This window comes from Flavitalea sp. (genome assembly GCF_035489435.1).
Lineage (GTDB): Bacteria > Bacteroidota > Bacteroidia > Chitinophagales > Chitinophagaceae > DATHKG01.
Genome location: NZ_DATHKG010000031.1, coordinates 18614 through 37806, shown reverse-complemented (window position 1 = coordinate 37806; position 19193 = coordinate 18614). Strand labels below are relative to the sequence as shown.

Here is a 19193-nt window from a genome sequence, read left to right as displayed (position 1 = left end):
AAATCATATGTAGGACCTAAAACCATATAAAAGAAAAATTACACAACGATGCAGCGAAAACTCATCATTGAAGGAATCGAAGGTGGCAATCAAACCAACCTCAGGCCCATCCTGCACGTTCTAATCTCGTTCACTTAGGGGAATATGCGACTAACTTAACAAAATTCACCATTCACTTATTGCAATAACCGGCATTGACATTATCGGCATTGCAGAAATTGAAATGACATTGCTGTGTTACCGTTCTCTGAGTTGCCAGCCATCCGGTTGCCGGAAAAACGATTGGCAAAATTCCATTTGCAACAATCTTAACCAATCTTAGCTACCGAAATTTCGGTTGTGCATCATTGCGTTAATTTTTTTTCATCCAATTCGCAAGCAATCTGGTTCCAGTGCATTAATAATATTCCTATAGGCCCCAGGAAAAAATAACGATGGGTATTGCATCGATTGCTCGTTACAGCCTGGCAATGATTCAGCGCAGTAGTGATTCAGCGTTTGCAAGTGGCATCGTTTGCGGGTTGCTACGTTTGCAGGCAGCATTGTTTGCGGGCAGCTGTGTTAGCGGTTGCAGCGTTTGCGGGTGGCTACGTTTGAAAGCGGCCGTGTTATTTCTCCCAATCGAATGTCAGATCGGTTTGTACATAGATTGGGAAGTGAATTGCAAAACCGAATATCAGTTCATTTGTAATTTATGACCAAATATGTGATTGGCTTATACACAAGATTTGATGCTGATTGAATGATGGGACAACGAACCTGCTATAGCGGAATGGTAAGAATTGTTATGACTAGTATGATATTCCCCCAAGTGGATGAGCTAGTTGGGAGCGGGATTGTGCCTTTGCGCGGCCTTCGTACCGTGGTCGAAGTTACTGAAGCAGATCAGGGCGATACTGCAACCAGCACTTGAAGAAACCCTAACAAAGCTGATCAGGGCAAAAAAAGCCGATCGGAGACAAGAACCACTCACGACATGAGCAAAGGTATTAACCACGGGACACAGCCGCAAAAAGGCACAATCCTGCTCCCAACGGTGCGAAGAAGCGACCAAAAACTGTTGCATAATAATGCTGGTAAACAAAGAAAGCAAACCAGCACTTCGTGCTCCCGTACGTACGGAAGAGTTATTGAAGCTGATCAGGGCAAAAAAGCCGATCCCGCACGTGCGGGACATAACGAAAGGTATTAACTACGGGACACAGCCGCCACAAAGGCACTATCCCGCTCCCAACGGCGCGAAGAAGCGACCAGACAGTATGTCAGCGTTTAACCACCAAATAATAGCTGGCATAATCTTTTAGCTATAGGTGATAATTACCCTTTCAATATTTGTTTAACCAATTACGACAAAAAACTCAACAAAGCCCAATTTCGCGAACCCAACTTTGTTTAACATTTTAACACAATAATTAAACAAAATCCATTGACGGGAACAAATCGGGGGGTAAATTTGATAATATTATTAAACAGGCGACCATGTCAACAATAGAATTTAATAACATGCTGGTGAACAACGCGGAATTTCTGAAGCCGTTTGCAATCACCTTAACACGTGATTCAGAAGCGGCCAAGGACTTATTCCAGGAAACACTTTTCCGTGCTCTGGCGAATAAGGAAAAGTATAATGTTGGCACCAACATTAAGGCCTGGTTGTACACAATCATGCGGAATATTTTTATCAATAACTACCGCAGGAAATCTAAGCAAAACACCATTTTCGATAATACTCCGAATGAATTTTTGCTTAACCAAAGTCAGTCGGTTGCAGCCAATACTGCAGAAAGTACCCTAAGATTAAAAGACATCCAGGCAGCAGTTCATAACCTTCCTGAAATCTTTCGTAATCCATTCCTCCTCTATTTCGATGGATTCAAATACCATGAGATTTCCAAGATGATGAATGAACCACTCGGTACCATCAAGAGCCGTATCCACTTCGCACGTAAACTGCTCAAAACGCAGATCAACAGATATTAATTATACATCAATAAACAGGCATATTATCCAGGTAATATGCCTTTTTTGTTTTCAGAGGTAGTATCTTATTTTTATTTTCAGAGTTAATATGCTTTTTTTGTTTTCAAAATGTTTGGATCAAATAAGTTATATTGTTTGTCAATCAAACACTCATGATTTAGGAAATACGTATAATTTAGGAAATACGTATGATTTAGGAAAAGTAATTATGAGACAAGACACCACCCCTTCACTTCAATCAATCCAAATTTCATAACTACTTTCATAATTCATAACTCATAATTCATAATTCTTTTAAACATGTCTGCGACGCAGGAAGTAATACTTGTTAACGAACAGGATGTGGAGGTTGGAACGATGGAAAAGCTGGAAGCTCATCAGAAAGCAATTTTGCACCGTGCATTTAGTGTATTTATATTTAATAAAAAGGGCGAGATGTTGTTGCAACAAAGGGCCCGCAATAAATATCATAGTGCGGAATTATGGACAAATGCCTGCTGCAGCCATCCTTCTCCGGGCGAAGAAACGTTGACTGCTGCGAAAAGGCGTCTTGTTGAAGAAATGGGTTTTTCAACACCGCTTACCAAGATCTTCGAATTTACCTACAAGTCCCACTATGAAAATGGGCTGACCGAGCATGAATTTGATCATGTTTATACGGGCATCTTTGATGGGACCATCAAACCGGATCCCGACGAAGTAAAGGACTATTGTTTTAAAAGTCTTGATGAGATTGAAGAGACACTCCAATCGCATCCCGCCAAATACACCAGCTGGTTCCATATTGCCTTTCCAAAGTTGAAAATGAAACTGGCGGAAGCCGGGGCTGTTGTTTAGTATCGGCGGAAGATCGCTTACTTTCTACTTCAACATTTTAAAGGTTTCGTGATCAGGTCACCAACAGCTGTATTTGATCCCAATATGGTATGCTGATGAACTTCCGAATCAGCCGACAAAATAGTACCAGCTTCGTTTACTTATTACCGTTATCTGAACCTGAGGCATTGGCAGAATATACCCAGTTCACTGGTCATCTGCTGCAGCAGCGGGCTTATGACCAGGCTGTTGATGAATACATCAAGCAAATTTCCGATTGCCTCTCTGCTGGCAGTTGACAAATTTCCTGTTGCGAAAAACAGCTTAGCAGCTATGAACGTCCATTGGTACAATTCGATACTGCTTGATGTTCTTGCCTCTGGAAAGTTACCCGGCGTTTTATTTCTACCGAACTATTCCGTAAAAACATGGCTACTGATGTTTTTAAAGTTCCGGACAATGAATCCAATATATTTCAGGATCTCAGAGTAATCAAAGCCCTGCCCACTTTTATATTCGCCAGGGCCGGCATCCGGCTGGCAACAAAACCGCCCGGTTCACCGGTTCTCCATACGTAAACCAGGCGGCCATCTCAAAATTGGGAATAAAGCTATCATGTTGTCTGCTGTTAATACTGTTTTAATATGTTATTTTCCTTTTCCTCGTTATTAACAATTACCACTCTTATTTTGTAACATTGGAATTATCATTTCGCCTCCTTCCAGAAGGCATAAATTTGGTATATTTAGATACGCTCAATTGCAAGACTGATGATTAAATTTAAATCTTTCAAATGTACCCTGGCTGCAGTGTGCATTTCGGCTTTACCACTGATTACCTTCGCACAAAAAGAAAAAGTTGCAGAGAACTATGATGAGATTGTTCACAACATCGGTAAGATGGTTGAGTACATTCATTATCAGCCTAAGCAAATAGATGATGCATTTTCCAGGCAGGTCTTTAATGCTTATTTTGAAGCGCTTGATCCGGGCAGGTTCATTTTTATAAGAAGCGATATCGATTCTTTCAGGAAGTGGGAGGCACGCCTTGATGATGAAATCAGGGGAGACAAACTTACTTTCTTTAAAACAGTAAGCGGTATCTACCGTACACGTATACTCGAAACGCAGGACCTTGCTGCGCGTTTGCTGAAACAGCCATTTCGCTTTGATAAAGATGAGCAGTATACAACCGATCGCGACAGCGTTGACTTTCCCGCATCTTTAAAGGAAAAGGATGAGGTCTGGCGTAAGTACCTGACTTATTCTGTTTTGAATACTTATGATGATCTGCTGGAAGACAGCATTGCAGCGAAGCTTGGTAATAAAATTGATACAGCTGTTGAAAGACGTGCACGTGAAATGGTCAATCGTGGTCAGCAAAGAAATTTCAAGCGAATCCTGGAAGGAGCAACAGAATCAGAAAATTTCGGGCAATATGTAAATGCAATTATTCACCTCATGGATCCGCATTCCGGATATTTTTTGCCGGTGGATCGTCGTGAGTTTCAGGAAAGCCTTAGTGGTATCTATTATGGTATTGGTGCGGTACTGCAGGAAAGCGATGGAGTTGTGAAAGTGTCAGAGCCAATGATCGGTGGACCAGTCTGGCGTTCCGGCCAGATCGAAAAAGGGGATATTATTGTTTCAGTTGCTGAAGATAAACAGGCGCCGCAAACCACCGAGGGTTTGTCTATGCCTGAGGTAATCAAATTAATTCGCGGTAAAAAAGGTACTGTTGTAGTGGTCGGTTTCAAAAAGGCAGATGGCACAATCAAAAGAGTGTCGCTTGCCCGCGATGCCTTACAACTGGAAGATACTTTTGTGAAAAGTGCAGTGATTGATGATTCAACCAAAGAAGGTTCCTCGAAACTGGGTTATATCTATTTGCCAAAATTTTATACAAGCTTTGGTGATGACAATGGCCGCAGCTGTGCCTTTGATGTGGCCAGTGAGATCGTGAAACTAAAAATGGAAAACGTCAAGGGTATCATCATTGACGTTCGCGATAATGGTGGTGGCAGCCTTGGTGAAGTGATTCGTATGGTTGGACTTTTTATGAAAGAGGGACCGGTAGTGCAGGTAAAATCGCGCGATAAGGAAGCCGAGGCTGACGGGGTTAACAACAAAAGCATTTTGTACGATGGACCTCTCGTGGTCCTGGTGAATGAATACAGTGCATCGGCTTCAGAGATTTTCGCAGCCGCAATCCAGGATTACAGACGTGGTATTATTGTCGGCAGTGCGAACACTTATGGTAAAGGAACAGTACAACGAGGTTTTTCTGTGCCCGGCAAGGATGTCAAGGCAAAAGACATTGATCTTGGAACATTGCATCTTACGATTCAGAAATATTATCGGGTCAGCGGTGGAGCTACTCAAATCAAAGGTGTATCTCCGGACATAGTGTTACCGGGTTTTAATAAACTTTCACATGCCCAGGAAAAGTATAATCCAAGTGCTTTGCCATGGGATACAATCCGCCAGGCGAATTATAGTCCAACAGCCGATACAAATTATTTTTCAGTGTTGAAGAACAGGAGCGAAGCAAGAATTAAGCTCGATCAGAACTATAATAAGCTTAACACAAATATTGATTGGCTCGATAAATCAACCGATACTTATTCACTGAACCTGTTGAAATTTCGTGAAGAAAGAGCAAAAGTAAACCAGGCTGTCCGCGAGGTGCGAAATTCAAGTGCGATGAAGTACGATCTGAAGATCCACAATACAACGGAAGATTCACTTGCCTTTGCAAAAAAAGAAGAGTTTCGAAGGGAGAATAACAAGTTTTGGCTTAATAGTCTGAAAAAGGATTTATATCTCGGTGAAGCTGTATTCGTGCTCAAAGATTTATTGCAGACCGTTAACGGTTATGCATATGTGCAGCAGAAAAAATAGCACCAGATAGAGCTCCCTTTCTTTTTCGAGGGGCATATCGGGTACTTGTTTTGAGGCTGTTTTGAAAATGACCGCTATTTCAGCCAAAAGGTGGAGCGTTTGACCGAAATAGCGGTCATTTTCAATTTCTTTATTTTAAAACCTAATGCCTGGCCTCCCGGTTGGCTTAACCGTTAACAATATCAAGTAACCTCGATGATCGCCGGATCATCTGAGATCACGGGATCATCTGTGATGTCGTGAGCAATTGTGACCAGGGATCATCAGTGATCACGGGAGCAATTGAGATCAGGGATCATCAGTGATCAGGAGATCATCTTGATGAAGATTGCGTCAGGTTATGTGTTTTCATGAAAATTCTTCAACACCGTAGTTGTCACCAGTAACTGACCGGTATGACGCATGGTGTGTTCTGCGGCATGTACCAATAATCCGATTACAGTTGATGGTAGTTGCTTTCTGCCAACTCCGCGGAATTGTGTAAGTGTTGATTCATCAATTTCAGACAATGCTTCTAAGGAAACACCTACCTGGAACTCCAGTTGTTGAACCAACTCAGCAGTATTGCCAAGGGCCTCGCCTTCGCTTTGGAGATAAACAAGTTGATCAGAACTCAATTGATTATTGGCAGCATAAGTGAATAACCTGTCCAGCACCCCCTTAATATGTTTCAAATGAAAACCCGGGGAGGCTAATCCTGCGGGCCTTTCGAATAATTTTTCTTCCGGAAAATCAGTCATCATGGTTCTGATTTCTTTTGTTGCCTGTATCAGTGCATGCGCAACAGGCTGCAATAACGAGGGTATATTTTCGACCGGACCTGCCAGCCAGCGTTCAATGGTTTCTGCCATTTTACAAAAATAGGTAAAGAGAGTTATGAATTATGAGTTATGAGTGATGAGTGAGTTGACGAGTGATGAGTGAGTTGACGAGTGGGCTTTACGATTATCTGGTAAATGGTGATATCGTATACGGTAAAACTGACAATCTATTAAAAAATGAAGAAAAATTTGGATGGGAAGTAAAATTTCTTAAATTTGTTAACCAAGTGGTTAAACCATTTGGTTAAACATGGCAAAGGTTATTCAAAAGGATAAGAGTACCGAAGAAAAAATACTGGCAGCAGCAAAGAATGTTTTTATCCGCCAGGGTATGATGGGAGCGCGTATGCAGGATATTGCAGATGAAGCCGGAATCAATAAAGCATTACTGCATTATTATTTCCGTAATAAAGAACAACTATTTGATGTGATTTTTATGCAGGCAGCAGGACAGTTGTTTCCCCGGATACGAATGATCTTTGAATCGGACGTGCCTTTGTTTGAAATGATTGAAAGATTTTGCGAAGACTATATTGAGATAATCTCCGCAAACACCTACCTGCCACTGTTTGTCTTCAATGAAATCAACCGTGACCCTGCCGGATTTATGAAAAAAATAAATGGCGCCATGGGTTTTCCGAAGCCAGAATTGTTTTTGCAAAAGATTGAAAAGGAAATAAAAAAAGGAACCATCAAAAAGATAAGCCCTTTACAACTTTTGCTTAACCTTCTTTCCATGTGCATATTTCCTTTTGTTGCCAAGCCTTTGCTCCTGGTGAATCTTCAACTGGATGAAATGCAATTCCGTGCCATTATGGATCAGAGAAAAAAAGACGTCGCCAGGTTTATCATCGACTCAATAAAAAAGTAATATACCAGAAATAAATTTTTTTGCTATGAAATTAACTATATGGTTTAATCATTTGGTTAAGAGTTCTCCAACATATTCTTTACAATCTGATCTAAACAATACTACTATTGGCGAATCGGCTGGTTCTGTAATTAGAAAGACCGCCCTGGCTTGTCTATTGGGATTGTTATGGGCAGGTAGTGCCTTGTTTTCGCAGACTGACATGCTAACGCTTGAAGAGGTACAACAGCTCGCCCGCACAAATTATCCTTTAATAAAACAAAAGGCATTGCTGGCTCAGACAGAGGGAATAAACATATCTAATTTATCCAAAGGCTACCTTCCCCAATTTACAATTAACGGGCAGGCAAGTTATCAATCTGAAGTCACCTATGTGAGTATACCTAATACAAATATCAAGTTAGATCCACCGGAAAAGGACCAATACAAAATCTATGGGGAGGCTACACAGTTAATTTATGATGGAGGTCGTATCCAGATTCAAAAAGAGATTGAACAATTCACCCGGCGTGCGGATGATCAGCAGGTGGAGGTTGAATTATATAAGGTCAGGCAAAGGATGAGTTCGATTTATCTCAGCATTCTGTACCTGGATGCGCAACTTAAACAGATAAACCTGATAAGGGAAGACATCCTGATAGGAATAAAAAGAACAGAAGCGCAGGTTAACAATGGCGTGGCATTCAGATCCAGCCTTAGCCTGCTCAGGGCAGAACTCCTGAAAACCGGTCAACGGCAGCTTGAACTGGAGGGCTCGAGGATTGGCCTGGTTAATACGCTCGCGATATTCATCGGGCGCCAACTTACGAACGACCTGGAGTTACAGGTCCCACTGAATAGCACTTTACAGGTCACTGGTTCCACTTCACCCATTGCTGCAAATTATCCGGATATTAACAGACCCGAGATACAGCAATTCATTGACAGATCAGCAGTGCTGGGTCTCCAGGAAGGGCTGATCAATTCAAGGAACCGTCCAAAAACAAGCTTTTTTTTACAAGGCGGCTATGGCAGACCGGCATTAAACATGCTGAAAAATGCATTTGAATGGTATTATATGGGCGGAATAAGGTTAAGCTGGAATCTCGGCGGTTTTTATACCACCCGTAAGGAGAAACAACTGATTGGTATCACCCAAAGCAATCTTCGGTTACAAGAGGAAAGTTTTGTGTTAAACACAAGGGCTGAAATGGCAACCCAGCTTGCGGAGATTATTAAGCTGGAGAAAATGATTGAAACCGACGAGGAAATTATCGGGCTTCGAAACCAGGTAAGGGAAGCCTCAAAGGCCCAACTTGATAATGGGGTTATTACAGCCAGCGATTATCTGCGCGAAATCAATGCCGCTGACCAGGCTGCACAAACAAAAATCACACATGAGATCCAGTTGATACAGGCGAAAATTAATTATCGCAATACGTCGGGGAAATGAGTACGTCGTGATGAATTATGAGTTATGAGTGAAGAGTTATGAGTGAAGTGGTGAGTTGTAAGTGGTGAGTTGTAAGTGGTGAGTTGTGAGTGGTGAGTGTAGTGGTTGAAGTGATGAGTGATGTAAGGAATAATGTGATGAGCGATGCGATGAGTGATATGATGAGTGATATGAGGACGAGGTATGGAGTAATTTGTGATTAATGTTTAGGGATGAATATTGACGGATGAACCATGAGTTATTCTAAATAAGGAACAGAAATTAATTAAATACCGAACATGAAAAATAAATTGTTAATCATTGTCCTTTTTGTTACTTCGATTTTTGCTACTTCGATTGTTGGTTGCCGTGATAGCAAAAACAATTTTGATGCTTCAGGAACATTTGAGACTGATGAAGTAATTGTTTCATCTGAACTCGCCGGCAAGTTACTGACTTTTGATGTAGAAGAGGGCAGGGCTATTGCAAAGGACTCTGTTGTTGGCACCCTTGATGCAAACCAGATCATATATCAGAAAGAACAGGTGGAAGAATCCATCTCAGCACTTAGTGATCGTACCTCAGACGTATTGCCTCAGATCAACATGCTTAATCAGCAACTCGCAGTTCAGCAATCACAACTTAAAAATCTTTTGCATGAACAAAAACGCGTTGAGAATCTTGTAAAACAGGACGCGGCTACTGGTAAACAGCTTGATGATATCAATGCCTCCATCGAAATAATGAAAGGTCAGATGCTGGTTACACAACGCCAGATAACGGTTCAACGGACCGGCACATCTACCCAGAATCGTGGTGTGATGAGCGAATCAAAACCACTTCAAAAAAGAATAGCGCAACTTGACGATCAGTTGTTAAAAGCAAAAATATTAAACCCCCTTACCGGTGTGGTCATAGCTAAATATGCTGAGGCGGGTGAAGTAACGGCAGCCGGAAAAGCACTATACAAAATTGCCGACCTCAACACCATGTATCTAAGAGCATATATAACCGGAATCCAGTTGCCGGAAGTAAAAATGGGTCAACAGGTCAGGGTATTCCTGGATAGCGGTGAAAATAAATACCGGGAGGTGCCCGGGATGATAACATGGATCGCCGACAAGGCAGAATTTACGCCCAAAACAATCCAGACAAAAGAAGAACGCGCGAACCTGGTTTATGCTATGAAGGTAAAAGTTAAAAACGATGGCTTTATTAAGATTGGGATGTATGGAGAAGTAAAACTCCATTGAAAGTTATGTGTTATGAGTTATGAGTGATGAGTTATGAGTGATGAGTGATGAGTGATGAGTTAGTGGTGAGTTGTGAGTTCTTAATACGTTATGAGGTATGCGTTATGATATATGAGTTGTGTGTTTGGGGTGAGTAGTTTATGGTGAATGGTTAGTTGTGGGAAATTAATTGTGAGATATGAATTGTTAGGTATTAGTTGTTGAATATTAGCTGCGTGATATTAGCTGCGTGATATTAGCTGTGAGATATTAGCTGCGAGATATTAGCTGCGAGATATTGGCTGTGAGATATTAGCTGCGAGATATTAGCTGTGAGAGTTTGGCTGTGAGAGTTTAGTAGTTAGTGGTGGATGTTTGGTGATGGTTATATAAAAGGAGAGAGAAATGAGTTTTTAATTGGGATGAGACGCCAGGGTTCCACAACCCCCGATAGGAGGTTGACTTCGAATAGCCCGGGGTGATAACCCGGGTGTTGAGTTCGCATAACCCGGAGTTATCACCCTGGGGGGATGAAAAAATTATAAGGTCATGAAACCAGTAATAGCAAAAAATCTCACGAAAAAATACGGTAAGAGCAAAGCTGCAATTGTTGCTGTTAACGATATCTCTTTTGAAGTTGAGCCGGGTGAGTTATTTGGTATCATTGGTCCTGATGGGGCGGGTAAAACTTCTTTGATCCGTATGCTGACAACCCTCTTGCTGCCAGATAATGGCTCCGCAAAAGTCGATGGTTTTGATGTGGTGAAAGACTATAAAGCCATCAGGCAGCGGGTAGGTTATATGCCCGGCCGGTTTTCATTATACCAGGATCTGAGCGTTGAAGAAAATCTCCGTTTTTTTGCAACGATATTTAATACAACAGTTGAAGAAAACTATGAACTCATCAGGGATATATATCAACAGATAGAACCTTTTAAAAACCGGAAGGCAGGAAAACTTTCAGGTGGTATGAAACAAAAACTGGCCCTCAGCTGCGCTCTTATTCATCGCCCGTCTGTATTGTTCCTGGATGAACCTACTACCGGTGTTGATGCAGTTTCCCGCAAAGAGTTTTGGGAAATGCTCCGGCAACTTAAGTCGCAGGGCATCACTATCCTAGTTTCGACTCCTTATATGGATGAAGCCGCCATCTGTGACCGGGTTGCCCTGATGCAGTCTGGATCCATCATGTCTCTCAATACCCCACAGGAAATTGTGAACGATTTCAAACATCCGCTGCTTGCTATCAGGTCCGCAGAAATGTTCCGTTTACTGAAAGATGCCAAAACTTTTGAGCAGGTCATCGATGTCTATCCTTTTGGAGAATATCATCATGCCGTTATGAAGGAGCCTGGAACCATAGAATCGTTTCGCAATTATCTCCGGTCTTTTCATCACAATGAGCTGGAGATAAAGGAACAAAAAGCAAATATCGAAGACTGTTTTATTGCCCTGATGAAAACTGGTTGAAGCGATTGACCTTATACCATTGATACAATGAATATTCAAACAATGACCAAAGCAGCATAGATTAAAGAAACATCGACTAACACAACATCGACTAACACAACATCGACTAAGGCAACATCGACTAACGCAACATCGACTAACGCAACATCGACTAACACAACTAGACTAACACAACATACACTAGAGAAAAACAGACTAGCGAAAAACATCCAATCAAAGCGATGAAAGAAGCAATGATCATCGAAATAAAAACCATCGAAACAAAGGCCATCGAATAATACCACCTGACGAAAGAAAAATTATAAAAAATTAGTATGCCAGAATCCATCATATCGGTTGAGCAGTTAACCAAGAGGTTTAATGATTTCACTGCGGTGGATGCCATTTCATTTTCGGTAGAAAAAGGAGAGATTTTCGGCTTTCTCGGCGCGAATGGAGCTGGTAAAACGACCGCCATGCGTATGTTATGCGGCTTGTCGATTCCAACTTCCGGCAAAGGTTCTATCGCAGGCTTTGATATCTACAAACAAACTGAAATGATCAAAAAAAATATCGGCTACATGAGCCAGAAATTTTCCTTATACGAAGATCTTACTGTTCGTGAGAACATTCGCTTTTTTGGAGGGATATATGGTAAGTCAAACGAATTCATAAAAACAAAAACCGCGCACCTGCTTACCGATCTGAACCTCGCAGGTGAAGCAGACAAGCTCGTCGGATCACTTCCGCTGGGATGGAAACAAAAGCTGGCATTTTCCGTTGCGATCTTTCACGAACCAAAAATTGTATTTCTCGATGAGCCCACCGGAGGTGTAGACCCGGTAACCCGCCGTGAATTCTGGAACATGATCTACGAAGCTGCCGAGGCAGGCATCACGGTTTTTGTGACCACACATTATATGGATGAAGCTGCTTACTGTAACCGTGTATCAATAATGGTTGATGGAAGAATTGAAGCCTTGAATACACCGGCCGGACTAAAAAATCAATTCAATGCATCATCTATGGATGAAGTGTTTTTAAAATTAGCGAGAAATGCGCGTAGAGCTGAGTTATGAGTTATGAGTTATGAGTTATGAGTGAGTTATGAGTTATGAGTGAGTGATGAGTGATGAATTATGAAAAGAATACGAATAAGCAACTCATCAATGACCAACTCATAACTCATAACTCACTCATAACTCATCACTCATAACTCATAATTATATTAAAGGGTTTTATATAAAAACATGAAATGAAACAATACGCCTCGTTCGTTAAAAAAGAATTTTTTCATATTCTCCGTGATAAGCGCACGTTGTTTATCCTGCTGGCAATGCCGGTCGTGCAGATCATCATCTTTGGTTTTGCATTGTCGAACGAAGTAAAAAACGCACGTATCGTGGTTTTTGATCAATCGGGCGACCAGTTAACTCAACGAATAGCCGAAGCTTTTAACAACAGCGTGTATTTCGATATAGAAGCCACTGTACATTCTTACCAGGACATAGAAAAACTATTTAAAAAAAGCAACATCAAGCTTGCCATAGTATTTCCGCCCAATTTTCAAGACGATTTCGGTCATTTCAACACCGCATCTGTTCAATTGATCAATGATGCCTCTGATCCGAATGTTGCTACTACTCTTACCAATTATGCGACAAACATCATCAGCGATTTTCAGAATAATATTACAAACAACAGAAAACTCCCTTATACGATCCGGATAGAACAACGCATGTTGTATAACCCCCAGCTGAAGGCTGCTTATAATTTCGTTCCGGGAGTAATGGCCATGGTGCTGATGTTGGTCTGTACCTTGATGACCGCTATCACCATAGTAAAAGAAAAAGAAACAGGCACCATGGAAATTTTGCTGGTATCACCAATACAACCTTTCCGGATTATCATTGCAAAAGCAACACCATACCTGATTTTGTCGATGGTGAATATTTTCAGCATCCTTTTATTAAGTGTTTTTGCATTGGAAGTGCCCATAAATGGAAGCCTGATGCTACTGTTGCTGGAAAGCATTTTATTTACGCTTACCTGTCTCGCATTCGGTTTGCTGATCTCATCTTCTACCGACTCCCAGCAAACCGCCATGTTTATTTCCTTAACCGGGATGTTTCTTCCCACATTAATGTTAAGCGGATTTATGTTTCCTATTGAAAATATGCCACTGCCTTTGAGGGTCATCAGTAACCTTGTACCGGCCCGCTGGTATTATTCAATTGTAAAAGATGTGATGATCAAAGGCGCCGGTTTTTCAGCGATCTGGAAAGAAACTGCTATACTGGCCGCTATGTTGTTGGTGTTACTGGGAATCAGCATTAAAAAATTTAAAACCAGGTTAGCATGAGAACTTTAAAATTTTTATTGCAGAAGGAGTTCCGGCAGATTTTTAGAAATCCTTCGATAATCAGGATAATCTTTATCATGCCCCTGGTTCAGCTCATAATCCTTCCCCTGGCCGCTGATTATGAAATAAAAGATGTCCGGATCACCATCATCGATCATGATCATTCTTCCTACTCAAGGCAGCTGACTGACCGCATTACTGCCTCAGGCTATTTTTTATTGCAAAATAATGCTGACTCTTACCGGCAAGCACTGGTGGATATAGAAGATGACAAGGCCGATCTTGTGCTTGAAATTCCGGCAAGCTTTGAAAAAACAATCATAAGGGAAAATGAGGCCTCGCTCTATGTTGCCTTGAACGCAATTAATGGCTCAAGGGCAGGTCTTGGCGGAGGTTATCTGCAGTCGATTGTGCAGGAATACAACCGTGAGCTGCGATTGAAATGGATACATCTGCCAAAGTTTGATACTGAACCAAACATAAAGGTGCTCGCTACAAACTGGTTCAATCCCTCACTCAATTATAAACTTTTTATGGTGCCTGGTATCCTTGTGGTACTGGTTACCATGGTAGGGTCTTTCCTGGCTTCCCTTAACATCGTAAAAGAAAAGGAAATTGGTACTATTGAGCAGATCAATGTAACACCCATTAAAAAACATGAATTCATCCTGGGCAAATTGATTCCATTTTGGGTATTGGGGCTTGTTATTTTAAGTCTTGGCTTAATAGTAGGTTGGCTGGCCTATGGCATTGTTCCTGCGGGCAGTTTTCTAACCATCTATGTGTTTGCGGCGGTGTACTTACTGGCCGTTCTAGGCCTTGGATTACTTGTTTCCACATATACCAGCAACCAGCAACAGGCAATGCTGATCTCCTTTTTCCTGATGATGATATTTATCTTATTGGGTGGATTATATACCCCTATCGACTCTATGCCTTACTGGGCGCAGTTGATAACAAAACTGAATCCTGTCACCTATTTCATAGAAGTGATGCGGATGGTGGTTCTTAAAGGCAGTGGGTTGAAGGATGTTTCAGGTCATATCCTCACAATGCTGTTATTTGCGTTTGTCCTAAATGGTTGGGCGATTATTAACTACCGGAAGAGAAGTTAACGATCTGGCACAATTTTTTGACAACTTTGGTATGCTTAAACCCTGCCTGCTCTTTCAATTTTTACTGATATTTTTTGCTATTTCTGTTTTTGGCCAGGCTACCAACAGTTATCCCTATGCGCTGGTGGCAGGTGGATCCAAGGGGATAGGGTACGGGATAGCAGAAGCGCTTGCGAAACGAAAATTCAACTTAGTACTGGTTGCAAGGGATCTTGACACTCTCAAAAAGGCAAAACAGTTGCTGGAAAACGAATACAAAGTGGTTGTGGATATTCTGTCTTATGACCTTAGTAAAGATGAATCCGTAGCTGCTGTTTCAGAATATTGTTTATCACGAAAATTACCTTTGCGTATGTTGTGCAATGTAGCAGGTATCGGGGGGGCAAGAGATTTTCTGAAGCTGCCGCTGGATTCACTTCATTATATGATTGATCTGAATATCAAATCGGGCATTTCGCTGGTTATGAATTTACTGCCGCTGCTTGAACAGAACGCACCATCCTATATTTTGAATGTCGGCAGTATGGCGGGATTAGCCCCGATTCCTCAAAAAAATCTGTATTCTGCTACCAAATCTGCGATGACATTCTTCTCCTATTCATTGAAATACCAACTAAAAGATAAAGATATCAGTGTGAGTTGTCTTGCCCCCGGGCCGGTCTTTACAAAGCCTGAAATTATCGTTGATACAAAAAAGCGTTTGGGATTCATTGGAAAGATGATGGCAGTTCCCCCAAAAAAGGTAGGGGAGAGCGCGGTACGTCAAACCTTGAATGGCAAAATGATAATTGTTCCAGGAACTCTATCCAAAATCTTTTCGGGCCTTCTTCGTTTTATGCCAAGAGGATGGGCGGCAGCGTTATATGACACGATCGGAGGATGAGTCGAGAGTTATGAGTTATGAGTGAGTTATGAGTGAGTTATGAGTGAGTTATGAGTGAGTTATGAGTTGTTTAGTTATGAATGTTGGGTTATATGATTAACTCATCACTTGTGATTCCCACTCATCACTCACTCATAACTCATAATTCATAACTCATAACTCTTATTCGTACCATTTTTCTTGCGGATAGGACTCATTAATGATCACTGGTTGACCGATCTTTGGGGTGGTGATATTTTGGCTGAGCTTTTCTGCCGCCAGCTTGAGTCTTTTGACGGGTTCATTCCAGGGATGCAGAGCCAGCGCAAATTTTGACCAGTGAACAGGCATCAACCATTTCGCCTGGAGATCTTTGGCCGCCTGGGCCGTTTGCTCGGGCATCATGTGTATCATAGGCCACATATCATTGTATTGACCGCACTCGAGTAAAGCCAAATCAAAAGGTCCAAACCGCTCGCCAATTTCTTTAAAAAAAGAATCATAACCGGAATCTCCACCCGCGAAGATGGTATAGCCTGCCAGGCCGATTACAAAAGAAGACCACAAACTGCCATTACGTTTTAGGCCGCGCCCTGAAAAATGTCTGGCCGGACAGGCAGTCAGGTTAATGTCACCAAAAGACGCTGATTCCCACCAATCGAGTTCTGTAACCGGGATTCCGGGCAATAGTTCTTCAAGCCTTTCCCCAACCCCCAACGATGTGCAAACTGATTTTATCTTTGGGGCAAGCTCTTTGATTGTATGAACATCGAGATGATCATAGTGGTCATGCGTAATAATCAGTACATCAATGCCCGGCATGTCATCTGCCGAATAATTGTTTGCGCCATCAAAAGACTTTACCATAAATGAAAACGGGGATGCATAGCCGCTGAATCCAGGATCAACCAGGATGTTTTTGCCTTTATAATGTACCAGGTAAGACGAGTGACCGAACCAGACAACAACGGGTGTTGCAGATGATAATGTTTTCAGATTGGTTTTGACAATTGGCAGCGTGTGATCAGGCCTTGAAGAATTCGGTCGATTCAATGATTTCCGAATCATTGTAATATAGGAGACATCATCCGGTTTCATTTTTGTTGGACTCAGATTCGCAAAGGATCCGTTCTTATAATTCCTTGAATTATTTATTCTTTGAGCTCGCCTGAATCTGGTTGTATCGTTGTTCATTTATGGTATGACGTTAAAGTCTGAGAAATATTTTAAAGTAGCTCAGTTGTTATAAAATAACATTAATTGTGATAGAATTACTTATAATAATTCGTTTAATTAATCGGGATACCAATTATAATTACCGGATACCAATTAAAGTTAATTATCCGTAGCTGATTGTTTGTTTTCTCTACCTTATATTTATTTAAAACGTTTGAGCCATGAGAAAGTCGACCGTTGCCATGATTGCATTTTTGTTGGTTGCAGTCACAGCTTCATCCCAGCAAACTGATTTCAGGAAAGATAAGCATCGTCCCCAGTTCCATTTCTCTCCAAAAAAGTTCTGGATGAACGATCCCAATGGTATGGTTTATTACAATGGAACTTATCATTTGTTTTTCCAGCACTATCCTGAAAAAACAGTCTGGGGCCCGATGCATTGGGGACACGCTACCAGCAAAGACATGATTCTTTGGGTAGAACAGCCTATTGCGCTTTATCCTGATTCTCTTGGGTGGATCTTTTCCGGTAGTGCGGTGATAGACTTTAATAATACCAGCGGTTTTGGAAAAAACGGTAAGCCGCCGATGGTCGCTATTTTTACGCATCACAACGATCCGCTGGAGAAGCTCAAACAAAATAATCATCAATACCAGAGCATTGCCTATAGCCTGGATGAAGGTAAAACATGGACCAAATATGCCGGTAATCCTGTTTTGAAAAGTCCTGGCATTCCAGACTTCAGGGACCCCAAGGTGATGTGGTATGAAGAAAGCAAAAACTGGATTATGACCCTGGCAGTGAAGGACAGGATTCAATTTTATTCATCACCAGATCTGAAAAAATGGACCATGCTTTCCGAATTTGGCGAAAAATTTGGGGCCCATGGCGGTGTCTGGGAATGCCCGGATCTTTTTCAGCTATCTTATGAGAATGGGAAGAAATGGGTGCTGCTGGTCAGTATAAACCCTGGCGGACCTAACAGCGGATCAGTAACCCAGTATTTTACAGGTGAGTTTGATGGAAGGGTGTTTAATCCAACCGATACACTTACCCGTTGGATGGATGTTGGCCCGGATAATTATGCAGGTGTAACTTTTTCGAACACGGGTAATCGCCGGATCCTCATGGGATGGATGAGCAACTGGGACTATGCTAATGAAGTGCCTACCCGGGAATGGCGAAGTGCAATGACGATACCTCGTGAGCTTGGATTAACAAATATCAGTGGCAAACCGATTCTCACTTCGAAGCCTGTTGATGAAACTAAAGTACTTCTGGGAAAACAGTTTAAAGCACCGTCAATAAAAATAAATGGGACTTATGATCTTGGCTCTAAAGCTGGTAGTAATTTGAAAGGTTTATACCAGTTATATTTCGAAGCTGATGCCGATAGCGATGTACGCGTCAAACTTTCGAACAATGTCAATCAATATGTAACCATCGGATATGATCATGGCAAAAATGAATTTTATATTGATCGTACAAATTCTGGTCAGCAAATATTTAATAAAAATTTTTTTAAACGTTCTGTTGCAACAAGAAATAGTAAAGCTCAAAAAATAAAAATGAATCTATTTGTTGATCATGCTTCTGCCGAATTATTTGCAGACGATGGTACGACAGTGATGACCGCCATATTCTTTCCTGATGAGATTTTCAAAAAGTTGGTCGTTGAATCGAAAGGGGAAATAGAAAACGTTATTATTTCGGAACTGAAAACTCTTCAGGAGTGATGAGTGATGAGTTATGAGTTATGAGTTATGAGTTATGAGTTATGAGTGATGAGTTATGAGTGATGAGTGAGTTGATGAGTTGATGAGTTAAGAGTGATGTTAGTGTGTGAGTGGTATGTAAGTGAGAAGAGTATTAGCCATTAGTTCTGGGTTGAAGCTATGGTGTTAATACCGGAAGTTTTCAAAATTAAACGTGTTCCTGATACCGCGTGGGTAGTAATTTAGAGTAAAATAGAATTATTTTATGAGTGAATCAGATGGACCGATTATGCGAAAATCATTTTCCTTTGGAGTAAGGATAATAAACCTTTATAAAATACTTAATAAAAAATACAACGAATATACATTAGGCAAACAATTGCTCCGCTGCGGGACTTCAATAGGGGCAAATGTTCGGGAAGCTCAGAATGCTGAAAGCAAAAACGATTTCATACACAAGATGGGAATAGCATAAAAAGAAAC

The 19193-nt window shown here is 41.4% G+C and carries 17 protein-coding genes; 15 read left to right on the top strand and 2 right to left on the bottom strand.

From position 1 onward, the window contains the following. The first annotated feature begins 1070 nt into the window (after positions 1–1070). From VK664_RS05555 to VK664_RS05535, 5 genes are all read left to right on the top strand, one after another. On the top strand, positions 1071–1304 hold the full coding sequence (locus VK664_RS05555) for a hypothetical protein (RefSeq protein WP_461397628.1): 234 nt from the start codon (positions 1071–1073) through the stop codon (positions 1302–1304). Positions 1305–1479: 175 nt separating this feature from the next. Next, on the top strand, positions 1480–1980 hold the full coding sequence (locus VK664_RS05550) for an RNA polymerase sigma factor (RefSeq protein ID WP_461397627.1): 501 nt from the start codon (positions 1480–1482) through the stop codon (positions 1978–1980). 300 nt (positions 1981–2280) lie between these two features. Then, positions 2281–2817, top strand: a complete 537-nt coding sequence (gene idi, locus VK664_RS05545) for an isopentenyl-diphosphate Delta-isomerase (RefSeq protein WP_461397626.1) — start codon at positions 2281–2283, stop codon at positions 2815–2817. 89 nt (positions 2818–2906) lie between these two features. Then, positions 2907–3095, top strand: coding sequence for a lycopene cyclase family protein (locus VK664_RS05540; RefSeq protein WP_461397625.1), 189 nt, complete (start codon positions 2907–2909; stop codon positions 3093–3095). A 471-nt stretch (positions 3096–3566) separates the two neighbouring features. Beyond that, positions 3567–5696: a carboxy terminal-processing peptidase gene (locus VK664_RS05535; RefSeq protein ID WP_461397624.1), complete on the top strand. Its 2130-nt coding sequence runs from the start codon at positions 3567–3569 to the stop codon at positions 5694–5696. A gap of 338 nt (positions 5697–6034) precedes the next feature. On the opposite strand, the gene VK664_RS05530 is transcribed toward VK664_RS05535, so the two are convergent. Next, positions 6035–6547, bottom strand: coding sequence for a DinB family protein (locus VK664_RS05530; protein ID WP_461397623.1), 513 nt, complete (start codon positions 6545–6547; stop codon positions 6035–6037). Between the two features lie 220 nt (positions 6548–6767). Here VK664_RS05530 and VK664_RS05525 point away from each other — a divergent pair, with 220 nt between their 5' ends. From VK664_RS05525 to VK664_RS05490, 8 genes are all read left to right on the top strand, one after another. Next, the gene (locus tag VK664_RS05525; protein WP_461397622.1) at positions 6768–7388 is read left to right on the top strand and encodes a TetR/AcrR family transcriptional regulator; all 621 of its coding nucleotides are present in this window, start codon (positions 6768–6770) and stop codon (positions 7386–7388) included. Positions 7389–7413: 25 nt separating this feature from the next. Then, the gene (locus VK664_RS05520) at positions 7414–8820 is read left to right on the top strand and encodes a TolC family protein (RefSeq protein ID WP_461397621.1); all 1407 of its coding nucleotides are present in this window, start codon (positions 7414–7416) and stop codon (positions 8818–8820) included. 278 nt (positions 8821–9098) lie between these two features. Next, positions 9099–10052 (top strand): HlyD family secretion protein, encoded by a 954-nt coding sequence (locus tag VK664_RS05515; RefSeq protein WP_461397620.1) that lies wholly within the window; start codon positions 9099–9101, stop codon positions 10050–10052. A gap of 528 nt (positions 10053–10580) precedes the next feature. Further along, on the top strand, positions 10581–11501 hold the full coding sequence (locus VK664_RS05510) for an ABC transporter ATP-binding protein (RefSeq protein ID WP_461397619.1): 921 nt from the start codon (positions 10581–10583) through the stop codon (positions 11499–11501). Positions 11502–11815: 314 nt separating this feature from the next. After that, a complete protein-coding gene (locus tag VK664_RS05505; RefSeq protein WP_461397618.1) occupies positions 11816–12559 on the top strand; it encodes an ABC transporter ATP-binding protein in 744 nt (247 codons plus the stop codon). Positions 12560–12735: 176 nt separating this feature from the next. Next, positions 12736–13842, top strand: a complete 1107-nt coding sequence (locus VK664_RS05500) for an ABC transporter permease (protein WP_461397617.1) — start codon at positions 12736–12738, stop codon at positions 13840–13842. Beyond that, complete coding sequence (locus tag VK664_RS05495) at positions 13839–14957, top strand: ABC transporter permease (RefSeq protein ID WP_461397616.1); 1119 nt, start codon at positions 13839–13841, stop codon at positions 14955–14957. Before VK664_RS05500 ends, VK664_RS05495 begins: the two co-directional genes overlap by 4 nt. After that, the gene (locus VK664_RS05490; RefSeq protein ID WP_461397615.1) at positions 14920–15840 is read left to right on the top strand and encodes an SDR family NAD(P)-dependent oxidoreductase; all 921 of its coding nucleotides are present in this window, start codon (positions 14920–14922) and stop codon (positions 15838–15840) included. The genes VK664_RS05495 and VK664_RS05490 overlap by 38 nt, the downstream gene beginning before the upstream one ends. A gap of 162 nt (positions 15841–16002) precedes the next feature. Here VK664_RS05490 and VK664_RS05485 read toward each other — a convergent pair whose 3' ends face one another. Then, positions 16003–17013, bottom strand: coding sequence for an MBL fold metallo-hydrolase (locus tag VK664_RS05485; RefSeq protein WP_461397614.1), 1011 nt, complete (start codon positions 17011–17013; stop codon positions 16003–16005). 203 nt (positions 17014–17216) lie between these two features. Between VK664_RS05485 and VK664_RS05480 the strand changes: the two genes are divergently transcribed. After that, on the top strand, positions 17217–18731 hold the full coding sequence (locus VK664_RS05480; protein ID WP_461397613.1) for a glycoside hydrolase family 32 protein: 1515 nt from the start codon (positions 17217–17219) through the stop codon (positions 18729–18731). Between the two features lie 244 nt (positions 18732–18975). Then, positions 18976–19185, top strand: a complete 210-nt coding sequence (locus tag VK664_RS05475; protein WP_461397612.1) for a four helix bundle protein — start codon at positions 18976–18978, stop codon at positions 19183–19185. The last annotated feature ends 8 nt before the right edge of the window (positions 19186–19193 follow it).